The sequence below is a fragment of the Paenibacillus sp. FSL L8-0502 genome, from assembly GCF_038593055.1.
Taxonomy (GTDB): Bacteria; Bacillota; Bacilli; order Paenibacillales; family Paenibacillaceae; genus Paenibacillus; species Paenibacillus polymyxa_D.
The window spans coordinates 863,801-880,741 of record NZ_CP151958.1; the positions used below are offsets into that span (position 1 = coordinate 863,801).

Annotated in this window: 13 protein-coding genes; 11 read left to right on the forward strand and 2 right to left on the reverse strand. The window is 48.4% G+C overall.

Annotation, left to right across the window (positions count from 1 at the left end; genetic code table 11):
• Positions 1 to 150 precede the first annotated feature (150 nt).
• Entirely contained in the window at positions 151 to 1,995 is a 1,845-nt protein-coding gene (gene thiC / locus NSQ57_RS03835; protein WP_342425646.1) for a phosphomethylpyrimidine synthase ThiC, read from the forward strand.
• Between the two features lie 122 nt (positions 1,996 to 2,117).
• Here the strand turns inward: thiC and NSQ57_RS03840 are convergent, their stop codons facing one another.
• Positions 2,118 to 2,270 (reverse strand): hypothetical protein, encoded by a 153-nt coding sequence (locus NSQ57_RS03840; RefSeq protein ID WP_010348453.1) that lies wholly within the window; start codon positions 2,268 to 2,270, stop codon positions 2,118 to 2,120.
• 509 nt (positions 2,271 to 2,779) lie between these two features.
• Between NSQ57_RS03840 and NSQ57_RS03845 the strand changes: the two genes are divergently transcribed.
• Positions 2,780 to 3,616, forward strand: coding sequence for a YitT family protein (locus NSQ57_RS03845; protein WP_322251843.1), 837 nt, complete (start codon positions 2,780 to 2,782; stop codon positions 3,614 to 3,616).
• A gap of 156 nt (positions 3,617 to 3,772) precedes the next feature.
• Here the strand turns inward: NSQ57_RS03845 and acnA are convergent, their stop codons facing one another.
• Positions 3,773 to 6,484, reverse strand: a complete 2,712-nt coding sequence (gene acnA, locus NSQ57_RS03850) for an aconitate hydratase AcnA (protein WP_029515773.1) — start codon at positions 6,482 to 6,484, stop codon at positions 3,773 to 3,775.
• 420 nt (positions 6,485 to 6,904) lie between these two features.
• Between acnA and NSQ57_RS03855 the strand changes: the two genes are divergently transcribed.
• The 9 genes from NSQ57_RS03855 to NSQ57_RS03895 all read left to right on the forward strand — a co-directional run bounded on the left by NSQ57_RS03855 (position 6,905) and on the right by NSQ57_RS03895 (position 16,811).
• Positions 6,905 to 7,900 (forward strand): amidase domain-containing protein, encoded by a 996-nt coding sequence (locus NSQ57_RS03855; protein ID WP_069011283.1) that lies wholly within the window; start codon positions 6,905 to 6,907, stop codon positions 7,898 to 7,900.
• Positions 7,901 to 7,973: 73 nt separating this feature from the next.
• On the forward strand, positions 7,974 to 9,062 hold the full coding sequence (locus NSQ57_RS03860) for a D-alanine--D-alanine ligase (protein WP_342425647.1): 1,089 nt from the start codon (positions 7,974 to 7,976) through the stop codon (positions 9,060 to 9,062).
• A 101-nt stretch (positions 9,063 to 9,163) separates the two neighbouring features.
• Positions 9,164 to 9,487 (forward strand): hypothetical protein, encoded by a 324-nt coding sequence (locus NSQ57_RS03865; protein ID WP_013308754.1) that lies wholly within the window; start codon positions 9,164 to 9,166, stop codon positions 9,485 to 9,487.
• Positions 9,488 to 9,626: 139 nt separating this feature from the next.
• Positions 9,627 to 10,628 carry a UV DNA damage repair endonuclease UvsE gene (uvsE, locus tag NSQ57_RS03870; protein ID WP_069011284.1) on the forward strand — a complete coding sequence of 334 codons (1,002 nt, stop codon included), beginning with the start codon at positions 9,627 to 9,629 and terminating at the stop codon, positions 10,626 to 10,628.
• A 174-nt stretch (positions 10,629 to 10,802) separates the two neighbouring features.
• On the forward strand, positions 10,803 to 11,669 hold the full coding sequence (locus NSQ57_RS03875; protein ID WP_013308756.1) for an inositol monophosphatase family protein: 867 nt from the start codon (positions 10,803 to 10,805) through the stop codon (positions 11,667 to 11,669).
• A gap of 39 nt (positions 11,670 to 11,708) precedes the next feature.
• Positions 11,709 to 11,951, forward strand: coding sequence for a hypothetical protein (locus tag NSQ57_RS03880; RefSeq protein ID WP_029515768.1), 243 nt, complete (start codon positions 11,709 to 11,711; stop codon positions 11,949 to 11,951).
• Between the two features lie 124 nt (positions 11,952 to 12,075).
• The gene (locus NSQ57_RS03885) at positions 12,076 to 13,806 is read left to right on the forward strand and encodes a histidine kinase (RefSeq protein WP_209018226.1); all 1,731 of its coding nucleotides are present in this window, start codon (positions 12,076 to 12,078) and stop codon (positions 13,804 to 13,806) included.
• Complete coding sequence (locus NSQ57_RS03890) at positions 13,784 to 15,343, forward strand: response regulator (protein WP_340931313.1); 1,560 nt, start codon at positions 13,784 to 13,786, stop codon at positions 15,341 to 15,343. Before NSQ57_RS03885 ends, NSQ57_RS03890 begins: the two co-directional genes overlap by 23 nt.
• A gap of 175 nt (positions 15,344 to 15,518) precedes the next feature.
• Positions 15,519 to 16,811 (forward strand): extracellular solute-binding protein, encoded by a 1,293-nt coding sequence (locus tag NSQ57_RS03895; protein WP_029515765.1) that lies wholly within the window; start codon positions 15,519 to 15,521, stop codon positions 16,809 to 16,811.
• Positions 16,812 to 16,941 lie beyond the last annotated feature (130 nt).

Sequence of the window (16,941 nt, forward strand, 5' to 3'; positions counted from 1 at the left end):
ATAGGATTATTCCACATGTGCACGGTCTGGATAGCTGCCTCGTTAGATTAGCCGGTTCCCTCGGGAACCGGCTTTTTTGCATAGATCAGCGCCACCCTGGGAATGGTTCCGGATCGGTGTGTCATTTCATCGAAACAGGAGGAATGGACAATGAAGCCGACAGAAGTAGAAGGAACAAAAGGAACAGAATTTAAATCAGCAGAAGTAAGGTTGGCAGGAACAAGGGAAGTTGGGGTAGAGAAGACAAACGGGGAGCAAGCCAGTGGGGTAACGCCCTTTCCAGGGAGCCGTAAGGTATATATTCAAGGCTCGCGGCCGGACATTGCCGTCCCAGAGCGGGAAATTGCTCTTCATCCTACACATACGCCGCAGGGCACGGAGCATCATGAGCCATTGCGTGTGTACGATACGAGCGGTCCCATGACTGACGAAGCCTATCAGGTCGATATCCGTCAGGGCCTGCCTCCATTACGGCGAGCTTGGGCACTGGAACGGGGCGATGTGGAGGCTTACGAGGGACGCGCCGTCAAACCGGAGGATAATGGACTGAAACCTGGCTCCAAACGGGAGACAGTTGAATTTCCCGGCGTGACCAACCGTCCGCTTCGTGCTTCGCAAGGTCGTACAGTGACGCAAATGCATTATGCACGGCAAGGGATCATTACGCCCGAAATGGAATTTGCGGCGATCCGCGAAGGGGTGGAGCCTGAGTTTGTACGGCAGGAATTGGCGGCTGGACGAGCCATTTTGCCTTCGAATATCAATCACCCGGAAAGTGAGCCGATGGTCATTGGGCGTCATTTTCACGTGAAGATCAATGCGAACATTGGTAATTCTGCGGTTACCTCCTCGATTGAGGAGGAAGTGGAGAAAATGACCTGGGCTGTGCGTTGGGGCTCGGATACAGTTATGGACCTATCCACAGGCCGTAATATCCATACCACACGTGAATGGATCATTCGGAATTCTCCTGTACCGATTGGAACTGTGCCGCTGTATCAGGCACTTGAAAAGGTGAACGGCGAAGCAGAAGCGCTGACGTGGGAGTTGTATCGCGATACGCTGATCGAGCAGGCGGAGCAGGGAGTGGACTATTTTACAATTCATGCGGGTGTATTGCTGCGGTATATACCGATGACGGCGAATAGAATGACGGGAATTGTGTCCCGTGGCGGGTCGATCATGGCAGCCTGGTGCCTTGCGCACCATCAGGAGAATTTTTTGTATACACATTTTGAAGAAATCTGCGAAATTATGAAAGCCTATGATGTGGCCTTTTCTCTCGGGGATGGTCTACGTCCAGGTAGTATCTATGATGCGAATGATGAAGCACAGTTTGCAGAGCTGGAAACGTTGGGCGAGCTAACGCAAATCGCATGGAAGCATGATGTTCAGGTCATGATTGAGGGGCCGGGACATGTCCCTATGCATAAAATCAAAGAGAATGTGGATTTGCAAATGGAGATTTGTAAGGAAGCTCCTTTCTATACCTTGGGACCGCTCACGACGGATATTGCCCCCGGATATGATCATATTACCTCAGCCATCGGGGCGGCGATGATCGGTTGGTTCGGGACGTCCATGCTGTGCTATGTTACGCCTAAGGAGCATTTGGGTCTTCCGAATAAGGATGATGTCCGTGAGGGTGTCATTACCTACAAAATTGCAGCACATGCTGCCGATCTGGCGAAGGGCCATCCACGGGCGCAGCAGCGGGATGATGCTTTGTCCAAGGCACGCTTTGAGTTCCGCTGGCGGGATCAGTTCAATCTGTCGCTTGATCCCGAGCGGGCCTTGTCCTACCATGATGAAACGCTACCAGCAGAGGGAGCCAAGGAAGCACATTTTTGCTCGATGTGCGGCCCCAAATTTTGTAGTATGCGCATCACGCAGGACATTCGCGCCTATGCAGCGGATAAGGGGCTGAACACTCAAGAAGCAGTAGCTGCCGGGATGCGTGAGAAGGCAGAGCAGTATCGGGATGGCGGTCAGTAAAACGAATGTGTGAGTTTAGGAACGCATGAATCAAAAAAAGCCGTGGTTCTCTACAGTCGATGTAGGAAACTACGGCTTTTTGGCTTATGTAAAGCGAGTCATGCAACCGGTTAAACGGCGCCTTATTTTTTACCCATTTTTTCATTCAAAATGTCCTGAAAGCTGAGCTTCTTCTCCGAGCTATCTTCTTTCTTCTGCATACTCACCGCGTTGGCACGTTGGTATTGGTGGTGAAAGGGCATCAGGGTGTGGACGGTTAAGTTCATTGTATTCATGTAGATCATTCCTCCAATTCCATATTGTCAAATTCAGATTGAGTTGCTTTGGACGTCTGTATAGGACTATTTGTATGTACTTGATGTCGTAATGCTATGTAGGTTGCTTGGTTATGTTTCAATCATTATACCCACATTTTTTCAAAGTAAAACGCTTTTGACATAAAACAGGAAGATGGTCATATGTGTCCAAAATGCTGATTAGGAGGATGGTCGTTTTAGGGGAAAATGTGCCTAGGTCTAAAACAAGGGCTTGAGGCCCGTTTTCTTAGTTTAGTAGTCGGGATTGTGTTTTTTTTGTCGAATAACCTTGTAAAAGGAGGATTTTGCGGAATCCTCAAGTCAGGATTGAGGCAGTCTGGTGGCGAATTAAAGTGTCAAAGTTGTATTGACTTTATGTTTGGTAGTAGATACCATGAACTGGTTGTCAGCGTATTTTGACAACAAGAGTCAGCCAATCGATCTGGCGATTCATCCTTTGAAATGTTAGAGAGAGGATTAGAGCATATATGAAAAAATGTATTGCAGACATCGCATTTATTATTCTGGGTGCGTTTTTTTTCGCGCTAGCTGTTAATCTGTTTGTGATCCCGAATGAGTTTGGTGAGGGGGGCGTTACAGGGGTCACAATCATCCTGTACTACCTGTTTCAGTGGTCTCCCTCGATCGTTAATCTGGTGATTAATGGCTTGCTGCTGATTGTCGGATATAAATTTTTAGACAAGAGAACGACCTTGTACACTATCATTGCGGTCGCTTTTAACTCGCTGTTTTTACATTTAACAGTCAACTGGCGGATTGATTCGCATGAGCCGACGATTAATGCCGTTTTTGCCGGAGTTTTGGTGGGGGCTGGCATTGGCTTAATCGTACGGGTAGGTGGCACAACGGCGGGAACGGTCATTTTAGCCCGGATTGCCAACAAGTATCTAGATTGGAATATCAGTTATGGTCTTCTGTTTTTTGATTTGATTGTCGCATTCTCTTCCTATTTTATTATTGGCCCGGAAAAATTGATGCTAACTATCGTTATTTTGTACGTTGGTACGAAGGTGATGGACTTCATGATCGAAGGACTGAACCCCAAAAAAGCGGTCATGATCATTTCGGAGCACCAAGATAAAATTGCCGAGATGGTCATTACGAAAATGGATCGTGGAGTTACTGTCCTGTCAGGCCACGGTTATTACACTAAAAATCCAAAAGAAGTGCTCTATATCGTCATTAGTAAACAAGAGGTATCGGCACTTAAAAAGATAGTGAAAGCCATCGACACAGCAGCGTTTATCACCATTCATGACGTGCGAGACGTGTTCGGAGAGGGGTTTCTGGATATTTCGAAGTAACTCGCATGCGAAGGTCAGGTTATAGGAGAATAGGGTAGGAAGTCGGTCCTGAGGGATCGGCTTTTTTTACTTCACATTGAGTCCGTACAGATAAAAAAACACCCCCGAACCGCAGATAAATCTGCACTCGGGGGTTCTGTATATAATGTTACATTATTACTCTTGAATCATTTGACGCAATACGGTTTGCAGAATACCACCGTTGTGGTAGTAGTCGATGTCGACGGTGCTGTCCAAACGAGCAATTACCGGGAATTCGAACTTTGTGCCATCCTCGCGTTTAGCCACAACTGTAAGCTCTTGACCAGGCTTCACGTCATTGTTAATGCCGAGAATGTCGAAGGTTTCACGACCATTGAGGCCCAAGCTGGACCAGCCATAGCCTTCCTGGAATTGCAGAGGCAGTACACCCATGCCGACCAGGTTACTGCGGTGAATCCGCTCGAAGCTTTCGGCAATGACAGCCTTAACGCCCAGCAGAAGCGTACCTTTGGCCGCCCAGTCACGAGAGCTGCCTGTGCCGTATTCCTTACCAGCGATGACGATCAGGTTCTGATCGGCTGCCTGATATTTCATGGACGCATCATAGATGGACATTTCCTCATCCGTTGGCAAGTATTTGGTCACGCCGCCTTCAGTACCTGGAGCCACATTGTTGCGGATACGGATGTTGGCGAATGTACCGCGCATCATGACCTCGTGGTTACCGCGACGGGAGCCGTAGGAGTTGAAATCCTTGCGTTCCACGCCATGCTCCTTCAAGTACAGTCCTGCCGGGCTGGAAGGAGCAATGTTGCCTGCTGGTGAGATATGGTCCGTCGTGACCGAATCATTCAACAGGGCAAGCACACGGGCATTACGGATTTCCTTGATATCCTGCACGCCATCCTGAAGTTTTTCAAAGAATGGTGGATTTTGAATATAAGTTGATTTTTCATCCCATTCATACAGTTCGCCTTCAGGAACCGGAATGGAGTTCCATTTTTCATTGGCAGTAAATACATTTTCATATTTGCGACGGAACATATCCGGGCTGAGAGACAGGCTGATGGCTTCCTTGATTTCCTCGGAAGTGGGCCAAATGTCTTTCAGGTAGACAGGCTGATTGTCCTGATCGTAACCGAGCGGATCATTCACCAAATCAATGTTCACTGTACCTGCCAGCGCATAAGCGACAACCAGTGGCGGTGAGCCGAGATAGTTGGCTTTGACCTGCGCATGCACACGGCCTTCAAAGTTCCGGTTACCGGAAATAACTGCGCCAACCGTTAAATCATGGTCTGTGATAGCTTGACTCACTTCGTCAGGAAGTGGGCCGGAGTTACCGATACAGGTTGCGCAGCCGTAGCCTGCTACATGGAAGCCGAGGGCTTCGAGCGGTCCGATTAATCCCGCTTTTTGCAGGTATTCCGTCACGACGAGGGAGCCTGGCGTCAAGCTTGTTTTAACATAGCCTGGCTTTTTGAGCCCACGCTGCACTGCCTTTTTGGCCAGCAAGCCCGCACCGAGCATAACGCTTGGATTGGAGGTATTCGTGCAGCTTGTGATAGCCGCAATAACGACTGCTCCTGTACCTAACTCGCTGGTGGAGCCGTCCGGATGGGTCAGCGGAATCTTCTGTGCGATTTTTTCATCGCTCAGTCCATAGCCGCCCTTGTCCACCGGGGTACGAATAATGCCTTCAAACGTTTCTTTCATGCGGCCAAGCTCAACACGGTCCTGCGGACGTTTGGGTCCGGCGAGACTCGGTACAACCGAAGCTAGATCCAGCTCAATGGTATCGCTGAACACAGGGTCCGGTGTATCGGATGTGCGGAACATGCCTTGGGCCTTGTAATATTCCTCTACGAGGCTTACTTGCTCATCGGAACGTCCAGTGCTGCGCAGGTAGGCCAGTGTTTCCGCATCGACCGGGAAGAAACCAATCGTTGCGCCGTATTCCGGTGCCATGTTGGCAACTGTCGCACGGTCAGCCAAGCTGATGTTAGCCAGACCAGGCCCGTAAAACTCTACGAATTTGCCGACTACGCCTTTTTTACGCAGCATTTGTGTAACAGTGAGCGCCAGATCGGTGGCGGTAGAGCCTTCCGTCAGACTGCCTGTCAGCTTGAAGCCAATCACATCGGGAGTGACAAAATACAGCGGTTGCCCCAGCATACCCGCCTCTGCCTCAATCCCGCCGACACCCCAGCCAACAACACCAAGGCCGTTAATCATCGTGGTATGGGAGTCTGTTCCTACGAGGGAATCTGGAAAGACGACCGTTTCACCGTCAATGGTTTTGGTAGCGGCAACGGAGGCGAGATATTCCAGATTGACCTGATGGACGATACCTGTGGATGGCGGAACGGCGCGGAAGTTGTTGAACGCCGTTTGCGCCCAGCGCAGAAAACGGTACCGCTCCTCGTTACGTTCAAACTCTACATTAATGTTGTAATCCAGCGCATCACTGGTACCGAAAGCATCGACCATGACCGAGTGGTCGATAACGAGATCGACGGGAACGAGCGGATTGATTTGCTTCGGGTCCCCGCCTGCTTTTTTCACCGTATCACGCATAGCTGCCAAATCGACAACCACGGGGACACCGGTAAAATCCTGTAGCACGATGCGTGCAGGAATGAACGGAATCTCCTTGTTGGTGTCCCGATCCTCAGCCCAGCCTGTCAGCTGCTGTACATGTTCTTCAGTGATGGCGCGTCCGTCAAATTGGCGAACCGCGGCTTCCAGCAACACTTTAATGGAGAAAGGCAGCTTGGCGATACCGCTTTTTCCTTGTTCCTCCAGTGCCTTAAGACTGTAGTAGCGATAAGGCTTCCCGTTAACTTCCAGACTACGGGCGATGGAGAATTGATCTTTTCCTGACATAAGTATTACCTCCTTGAAGTGAATGCTTGGGGGAAAATAGGGATGTCGTTTTTTCGACGTCTTGCCCAGTTGGTTTAAATTGGTTGCGTTCTCAATTACATCTTCAGTGCTTCTTAACGTGTTAGAGGTTGTGATGAATGCAATTTGTTTCATTAGATGAAACGTGATTTCAAAATGATTGCTTTTGGATTAAGTATACCGTTTTCAGACAGTTCCGTAAAGTTTTTTTGGCCTAAATGATGCGTTGCAGATTGGAAAATAAAACGTCCCGCTCCCTCGCGTTTCGATGTTCATACCAAGCTTTAGAGATTCATACTTATAGATAGAGAGCATTTCAGACCAGAGAGGCAAGAAAGGAAGTTATACATCATTCCGGTTATCCCCGGAAAAGGATAGCGGGACGAATATGGAGGGATTGGGATGGGGGAGCGGGAATGGAAACAGGCCCTTTTTGCTTACGTGAATCAATACAATCGCAGTGAAGTGAATGGTGTACCGCAGCCGGATGAGTATCTGGAGGTGGGGCAGCGGATGGAACGAGCAGCACGTGCGGCCAGATTGGAGCAGTGGTACAACGAACGGGATGCTGTTCCCCTACGCAGCGAGACACGCGCCAAGCCGCTACGAATGGTGCAGGATACGCCGGATGAGGCTGTGGTAGATGTACAACTGCATGTCCGACTCTTTTATGAGAAGGGCGGGATGACTCACCGGGAGGATCGGATTGAACGGGAGCGTCTGACGTTCACACGCGAGGGTGAAGCCTGGCAGGTAGCGAGAATTGAGCGAGATCCGGCAGAAAGGAAGCCAGCGGGGGGAGAGGTTCCTTTTGAACAGGCTTCGTTTAATCAGGGAGGGAGTTTGCCGCTGCTGAATCGCGGTGTGCTGGGCTTTGGTTCGTCCGCACGTCCCAGCCGATATCGCCGTGAAGAAGCAGCGGCTTATGCAGATCAGTGGTGGGATAGCTTTAACCCGGAGTTTGAAGGTTTTGATGTGGATTGCACCAATTATATCTCGCAATGCCTCTTTGCAGGGGGCGCACCGATCCACTATACTGGTAAAAGAGAATCGGGCTGGTGGTATAAAGGACGGGTCGCCGGACGTGAGCTGTGGAGCTACAGTTGGGCAGTTTCCAACAGTCTGGAGCGGTATTTGGGCTCCAGCTCATGGGGTTTGACTGCTGAGCAGGTGAGTCGACCGGAGCAGCTCATGCTGGGGGACGTCATTTTTTACGATTGGGATGGTGACGGAACATTTCAGCACAGCACGGTGGTAACGGCCTTTGATGCGGGCGGCATGCCGCTAGTCAATGCGCATACGGTAAGCTCCAGACATCGTTATTGGGACTATAAAAATTCGTATGCGTGGACCGACAACACGGTATATCGCTTTTATCACATCGCCGACTATTTTTAAATGAGATGATGGATAACAGGTATAGTGACGCAAATCAGTCATAATGACGAAAGTAGGAAAGCGGAGGATAGGCATGGCAAATCAAAAATTGACCGTAGGGCTGGTGTACGGTGGCAAATCGGGCGAACATGAGGTTTCGCTGCAAACGGCGTATGCGGTAATGAACGCATTTAACTATGAGAAATACGAGATTATTCCTTTTTATATTACGAAGGCTGGCGATTGGCGTAGAGGGGCGCTATTAAGCGCTCCTCTGGCTTCTGTAGAGCAATTGAAGCTGGAACGTGCAGAGGGCGGTACCAAGGCGGCATTAGATACGTTGTTCGGCAAGCTGTACGGAGAGCAGACGCTGGATGTGCTGTTTCCGTTGCTGCACGGCACCTTTGGCGAGGACGGAACGATTCAGGGTCTGTTCGAAATGGCGGATATGCCTTATGTCGGTGCAGGAGTGTTGGCTTCGGCAGCAGGTATGGATAAAGGCGTCATGAAGAAGCTGTTTGAGCATGCAGGATTGCCGCAAGTGAAATACTGTTATTTTAATAGTACACAGTGGGCCCAAACCAGTCATGATCTGGTACGTAATATGGAAACCGAGCTAGGTTATCCTTGCTTTGTCAAACCGGCCAATCTGGGATCAAGTGTCGGTATTTCCAAAGCCAGCAACCGAGAAGAGCTGGAAAAGGCTGTAGATCTGGCTTTGCAATTTGACCTGAAGGTGATTGTCGAGGAGTACGTCGATGCCCGTGAGATTGAGGTCAGCGTACTTGGCAATGACGAGCCGATTGCCTCGGTACCGGGTGAAATTGTATCGTCGAGTGATTATTATGATTATGCTGCCAAATATACGGATGGCCAATCGGAAATGCTTATTCCGGCACCGTTGGATGAGGAAGTGGCAGATCGTATTCGTGAAGCCGCATTACAAGCATTCCGCGCGCTGGAAGGCTGCGGGATTTCCCGTGCCGATTTCTTCGTCAGATGCTCGGACGGACATATTCTTATTAATGAAGTGAATACGATGCCTGGTTTTACACCGTTCAGTATGTATCCATTATTGTGGAGAGAAACCGGCGTATCCTATGCAAGTCTGCTGGACCGCATGATTGCTCTTGCACTGGAGCGTTATGAGCGCAGGTCCGCATTGCACTACGAGAACTCATAAACGAAACAAAGGGGAGCTGATCACTCTCCTTTTTGTTCATATATATGGCACTTACTTGAGCATTTCACTAAACCCTTAATGATGAAAGGTGGCGGCTACACATGGGCTTTCAAACTGAATTTAACTCCGTATGCAAATTCAAGAGCGAACAAGAACTTTACGAACTGCTGGAATACGGACGTGGCAAAATGGTTAAATCCGGGCTGCGCGTGTTTCCGACAGGCCAGAAGGTCATCGCTTACAGCGTGGACAACGTGGCAGTAGCCATCGTGCAGATTGTGGGCTGTATCGCCGAAATTAATTTCCAGGGCGATGAAGTGACCGAAGTTGAAATGATCCTCATTCGTAAGCTGAATGATGAGGAATCAAGAATTCAGACCGCATTGGCGGATGAAATGTTTTTTGGAGCACAGCAGCAATCCTAGCTGTTTGCTTCTTGCAATTTGTGCGATAACACCGAATCAGCATGTGCTTTTCCGGGTATGATCAGTAGAAAAGGGTTTTAGGTCACAGAACGAAAGCGGCCTTACCATCTACTGCGAACTACTGAAAGGAAGACACCCTATGATCGTAAGGTTAGGTTATGTAGCCATGTCGGTTACCGTGCAAAATGCATCCCCCTCTAAAACCATGACGATGGCCAGCTTTAACAAGATTGGAGACCGAGAAGCTGCGATCCGCAAGCTAGAACGGATAGCAGCTGAAAATCTCCATAATACATTGAGGCTGCTGCGCCATAATCGCGCGAGTGATATCCAGGTCTATCGTTTCTCATCCAAGCTGATTCCGCTCGCGACCCATCAGGATCTGCGGGATTGGAACCCGTTTCAGGCGCTTGCTGCTGACTTTGCAGAGGTTGGGAACTATGTCAAGGCGAATAGGATGAGGGTATCGTTTCACCCCGATCATTTTACAGTGTTAAGCACTCCCCGTCCTGAGGTGTTGGAGAGCTCCATTAATGACTTGAAGTACCACAAAGCGATGCTGGAGGCCATGGGGCTCGGTGCCGAAGCCAAGAACAACATTCATATTGGTGGTGCATACGGAGATAAGGTGACCTCAGGCCAGCGTTTTGTAGAGCAGGTTAGTGCTCTGGATCTTTCGTTAAGAGAACGGTTGACGCTGGAAAATGATGATAAAACATTCAATGCGGTGGAAACACTGGAAGCTTGCAAAATAACGGGCTTGCCGATGGTTCTCGATATTCATCATCAATGGGTCAATAACGAGGGTGAGAAGCCGTGGGAGCTATGGCCGGACATATTGAATACCTGGAAAGGGGAATTGGCCCAAGCCGGATCTTCTACTGATCATCCATTGCCGCCAAAAATTCATGCCTCCAGTCCCAAAAGTGAAAAAGACCCTCGTGGTCATGCAGACGGTGTTCTGGTGGAGCCGTTGCTGACCTTTCTGCGCAATATTGCTGGATATACGGATCGGATTGATGTCATGCTTGAAGCCAAGCTTAAGGATGAAGCGTTATTCGGATTGATGAATGAACTGCGCCTTCAGGAAGATAATGGGGTCAAAGTGCTGGATGGGGCTTCCGTAGAAATTATGCCTTAGAAAGTAGTATTTTGCGGATAAATCTCTCATTTGGGGAAACTTTATGCAGTTTATTGTGTATACTAGAATGTGTAAACTAGCAAACTTGTACTGAAACAGAGATGGTTAAGAGACTGTGCTGTAGGCCAGCTTCGTAAACCACGTAACAATGATATAGAAAGTAGAGTGAACACGTTGAACGAACATGAAAACGAAAAGGTTCCCTATATCGTATCAGGAAAAAGCTATACTGCCGTGGCTATTAACGCGGCATCCAAAGCCGGGGAATGGATTAAGAGCAGGCTGGGAACTGTTGAACATTTGAATACCAAACAGTCTCCTACGGATCTAGTGACCGAGGTAGATAAAGGTGCAGAACAGATGATTCGCAGACTGATTCTGACCCATTTTCCCGATCATGCGATTTTGGGTGAAGAGGGTGTAGAGCCGGGAGCCGAAGCTTCGGCCCGCGCACTAGAGGCTGCCCGTGAAGAGGAATATTTATGGATTATTGATCCGGTAGATGGCACGACCAATTTTGTACACAGTCTGCCGTATTACAGTGTGTCCATTGCCTTGGCCCATCGTGGAGAGGTGATTGTCGGGGTTATTTATGATCCGTCCCGTGATGAAATGTTTGTAGCGGAAAAAGGAAAAGGCGCATATGTACATGGTAATCGCATGCAAGCCTCAAGAGAAGAAACACTGGGAGATAGTCTGGTGTGCATCGGCTTCCCGCCAGATCGTACGTATGCACAACCGCTAAATATGAAAATCACGCAGGTTCTTACACCTCAGGTACGCGGCATTCGGGCGCTGGGCTCGGCAGCATTGCATCTGGCTTATGTGGCGTCGGGACGGTTATCGGCCTATTGCGAAATTGGTTTGAATGCGTGGGATGTAGCAGCGGGCGCTTTGCTGGTGCAGGAATCAGGCGGTACCATTACCGATACATTGGGCAGACCTTATGACCTGAGTGTACGGCATATTGCAGCTACGAATACAGCTATTCATTCTCAACTTATTCAAGTGCTGAAAGAAGCAGACGCAACCGGGTTATAATTCTACGTAGGGACCATCACCCTAAAGGAGGAAATCGCGATGAGTCAATCCGAAGAATTGGAACGCCAGCTCAGTGAACTGCTGACGGAAGGCGAAATTCGTGAGAATGAGGCCCAAAAGCGGGAACGGCTCAGCCCTAAATATGAGGTGCGGGTTCAGACTCATATCGATCCCATTGTTGAGGAAACGCGTAAATACCGGAGTATGGCACGGGAACTTGATGACCGATACGACGAATATATGAGCAAGGCGGACAAATCGAAACCAACCGATCAACGCTAAGCAAATGCAAATACCTCTTGCCGAATGACCAAGGCATGGGGTATTTTGTATGTTATAAAGGAGGCGACAATCACTGATTACCTACTTTAAAAGCGCTTACAAAAATGCTGGAATCCATCATAAAATGGTACTGCTGATCACGGTGCTTATGCTGGTTAATTTTGCAGTTGTTGCAGTCATACTTAAGTACGTATTTCACATTTATGATAATCAAATGTACAAAAAAACATCCGAAGTACTCAATATTTCTTCAATCGGTATAGAAAATGAGCTGAAGGATGTGGAAAAAGTTACTTTCAAGGTAACAACGGACGAGCAGCTTCAACGTTATTTGCTGCAATTGGAAAAAGAGAAATCCCCTTATGCCAAAATGGTGCTGCGTAAAAAAATAACGAATAGGCTTGTCGCCTTTGCCGGCTCTGAAACCTATGTCTATTCTATGATGGTCATCGACAAAGAGGGACAGGTCATGAGTGCGGGCAACCGCGAAGGTATTCCCCAAGAGCTTCGATCCACCCTGTCGGAGCTGGCAGACGAACATGACGGTTCCAATGCATGGTATGCCGCAGGTCATTCCTCCTTGCTGGCAGCTCGGCAGTTCAAATCCTTTACCGATTCCAATTTTACGCTGAATGGGCTCGGAACGCTTGCGATTCGTGTACGAATTGACCGGATTGTAGCGGACCGTGTGCAAACCTCCGGTCGTGACGGACAACTGATGATTACAGATGGAAGGCGGATGATTTATCCCGAAACACCACTTTTGAGTGAGAGTGATATTCAGGCCGAGCTGGGCCGGAAGCAGCCTTACGGGATTGCGACCTACTCAGGAGGAACCTTTTTCGCTGCTCAAATCAAATCTTCTTATACGGATTGGACGTATTTGCATATGACCCCCTTCGATGATATGTTTCGCAGCATTACGATCATCAAAGAAGTTGTAAGCGCTATTTTTGTCATTATGCTTCTTATCGCATTGGCTCTGGGGGCTAGATTGTCAGGGAGCATTACCAAACCGATCGTTCAATTAATCCAGAACATGCGTAAAATAGAAAAAGGCGATCTCGACCGTTTGGAAGAGGAAGCACTTGGTGCGGTCCCCCTTTCCACACAGGATGAGGTAGGCTTGCTTCATCGAACGTACAAGAAAATGATTCGCCGCATTCGTGAGCTCATTAATGAGAATGTTGCCAAGCAGCTATTACTGCGGGAAACAGAGCTAAAGGCGCTCCAGGCCCAGATTAATCCACATTTTTTATACAATACATTAGAGTCCGTGAACTGGCTCGCCAAGGCCAATAAACAGGACCGGATTTCAGAGATGGTGGAAGCACTTGCTTTTCTACTGCGCAGTGCGGTCAGTTTTGAGGAGCAGCTGATTCCGCTTCGAAAAGAGCTGGATATTGTAAGGAGCTACGTAACGATCCAAAAAACACGTTTTGATGAACGTCTCGTTTTCCATCTGGATATTCCGGAAGAACTGATGGATGCACAAATTCCGAAGCTAACGCTTCAGCCCTTGGTGGAGAATGCCATTCATTATGCGCTGGAGCCGCGAATTGAACCCTGTCAGATTGCTATTATTGCGAGAGAAAGCGAGGGTGCTCTATTTCTGCGAGTTGAAGATGACGGACCGGGAATGACGCCGGATTTCTTGGAAAAGCTGCGAAGCGGGCAGGTTACGACTCGTGGGCAGGGCATTGGACTTACGAATATTCAGGAACGGATTAACCTGACATTTGGTACACCTTGGGGGATAGAGCTGCATAGCGAGTCAGGAACAGGAACGTCGATTCATGTCTGTATTCCATATGTGAAAGGGGATCAGGGTCGTGTACAAGGTGCTACTGGTTGATGATGAGCGTATGATTTTGGAAGGCATATCACAGGTGGTTGATTGGGGGAAAGCGGGCACGAGATTGGTTGGCACGGCACGTAACGGGATTGAGGCTTATGATCAGATTCAAGCCAGCCCACCTGATTTTGTGATTAGTGACATCTCTATGCCAGGACTAGACGGTATCGGACTGGTTGCCAAAACGACGGAGCATTTTCCAGACGTCCGTTTCATTCTGTTGTCTGGCTACAAAGATTTTGATTATGCCTGTCGGGCCATGCAATACGGGGTGAAGCACTACTTGTTGAAGCCATGCAATGAGCGGCAAATTCATGAGGCTCTGACCGAGTTGGGACAGGAGCGGGAGGAGCAGGAAGAACGCAAGCAGTTTGTAAACCGGATGAAGCTAGATTTTCAGCGTATGCTGCCTCATGTGAAGGAACACTTTTTGAAGGAGTTTATTTCCTATAAAACTTACGGTAGCCGCGATATCGCATTTTATGAGCGGTTATTCGGAATTGAATTGCAAGATAAGCAGGTTCGAATGCTGCTGCTGCGGGTGGAGGAATCCCATGAGCCGGAGCATCTGTTTGCATTGCAAAATATAGCGGCAGATTTGATGGATGATGTCTTGCTCAGTACGACCATGCAGGGGCAATTGCTCATCGTGCTGGAAAGCGAGGATGATACGTCACGGTTTATGAAACAGATTGAAGCGGTACGTGCGACATTTCATCGCTTTTACAAACTGGAGGTAACGGTCGCAGTTAGTGAGTCGGATAGTATGCAGCATTCACGGGGGATGTACCGGGAGACACTGCATTGTATGAATCACCGTTTTTACACCGGGGAGGGCAGTCTGATTACGAAAGAGGATTTAGCGACTGAGGATACCCGGGAGATGGCAGATTTGGAGCTGGACGAGGAAAAGTTCGGTCTGCTGATCAAGGCTGGAAATACGGTGGAGGTTGCACAGGAAGTGGATCGGTTATTCGGTATTTTGTCCCGGATGAAGCTGGAAATCTCTGTGACCCGCTCTTATGTGCTTCAGCTCTATGCCGCTATGATCCGTATATGCCCTGAAGAAGAGCGTGCGGCGTTTACGAGCCGAATGGTGGTGCTGGCAGAGCAAAAAACGCTGGCATGTCTCAAATCTTTTGTACAGGAAGCTGCCGAACGAATGACCGCAATCTATTATAAAAGTAATGTGTATCGCCAATCTTCTACCGTTGATAAAATGATCACTATTATTGAGCAAAACTACAGAAAATCCGATTTGTCGCTGAACGGAGTGGCAGGCCAAATGCTGTATATGAATTCCGACTACTTAGGGAAGATTTTCAAAAAGGTGACTGGGGAAAACTTCTCACACTACGTCAATCGTTATCGGATCGAACGTGCGGCTGAGCATATTCGAGAGACAGGAGATGTAAAGGTGTTTGAGCTGGCCGAATGGTTCGGCTTTGGCGGGAACGCGCAATATTTTAGCCAGGTGTTCAAAAAATGGGCAGGTATGACGCCTTCCGAGTACATTAAATCACACGAGAGGGGATGAGCTGATGGAGTCCCACTGTTTTTTAAACCCAGGAAACCTGATTTGTGTATTCCAATGCTTCTCAGCTTTTGGGAAAATAACAACAGGAGCTAATGTAAACGCTATCAAAAATGCGTAAATACGTTGTCACTTGTAATTTGGCTCCTTTCTAGAACAGCGAAAAGGGGAGAGATAGGTGGGCAAAAAGGGATGGTTTCTGATTATAGCTATGCTGCTCGTTTTGACGACAGCATGTAGCGGAGCGGACGGCGGCGGCAATTCGGGCACAAGTGCAGACGGGAAAGTAAAGTTACGTATCGCTTGGTGGGGATCGGATACGCGTCATGAATACACGCAGAAGGTCGTTGATTTGTATAAGCAGAAAAATCCTAATGTAACGATCGATGTGGAATATGCCTCTTTTGATGACTATTGGAAAAAGCTCGCCCCACAGGCTGCGGCTAATCAGTTACCGGATATCGTGCAAATGGACATTTCGTACATTAGCCAATATGCAAAAAATGGTCAACTGGAGGATCTCGCGCCTTACTTAAATCAAAAAATTCAGGTCGCTGACGTGAACGAAAATGTACTCAGTACCGGCGTAATAGCAGGAAAGCAATATGGTATTCCAACAGGTGTCAATGTTCTGGGTTTCCAGTATGATCCGGCGCTGCTCAAAAAAGCGGGCATAGACAAAATTCCTGACAACTGGACATGGGATCAATACAAAGAAATGGCTTTAAAGGCAGCTTCCAATAAAGTATACTTTGACAGCTCAATGGCTGCCGATATTTTCTTCCACTATTATTTGCGTACGCAAGGAAAGACTCTCTACAATGCGGAAGGGACAGGATTGGGGTATGACGATGATAAGCTGTTTGTTGACTTCTTCAGCGGATTGGCTGATCTGATTAAGAAGGGAGCGACCCCGCCTCCTGAAATTATGAACCAGACCAAGGGGATTCTTGAGGAATCCGATATCGTAAAAGGAACAGGCATCGGTATTTGGCAGTGGTCCAATCAGTATGTAGGTTTACAGCAGGTTGTTAACCGCCCCATGGCACTGGCACCAATGTTTGGGCCGAATATGGAAAAAGGCGTATACATGCAGCCTACGATGTACTGGACGGTTGCTTCCCGTTCACAGGTGAAGGATGAGGCCGCAAAGTTTATTGATTTCTGGATGAATGATGTGGAAGCGAATAAATTGATTAAAGGCGAACGTGGCGTACCGATTTCCTCCAAAATCAAGGAAGCTGTTGCGCCAGAGTTAAGCGAGCCTACGAAGCAGGTGTTTGAATTTGTAGCTTCCATGGAGCCGAAGGCTTCTCCAATGAGCCCGCCGCCGCCAGTCGGATCGCCGGAAGTGATTGCGACTCTGACCGATTATATTGAGCAGGTCAATTTTGGACAGATGACACCAGAAGACGCAGCGGCCAAATTCCGGGCTGATGCGAATACTATCCTTGCGAATAACAAGCAATAATGAGCGCAATGTGACCTTTAGGATATCTGACACTGTTTTAGCATAAGATCGATATGATCGAAGGAACGTTTCGTTAAGTTAACCGTGCGTAGTCCAAAGCATGATTGCGCACGGTTGATTCGACGAACCA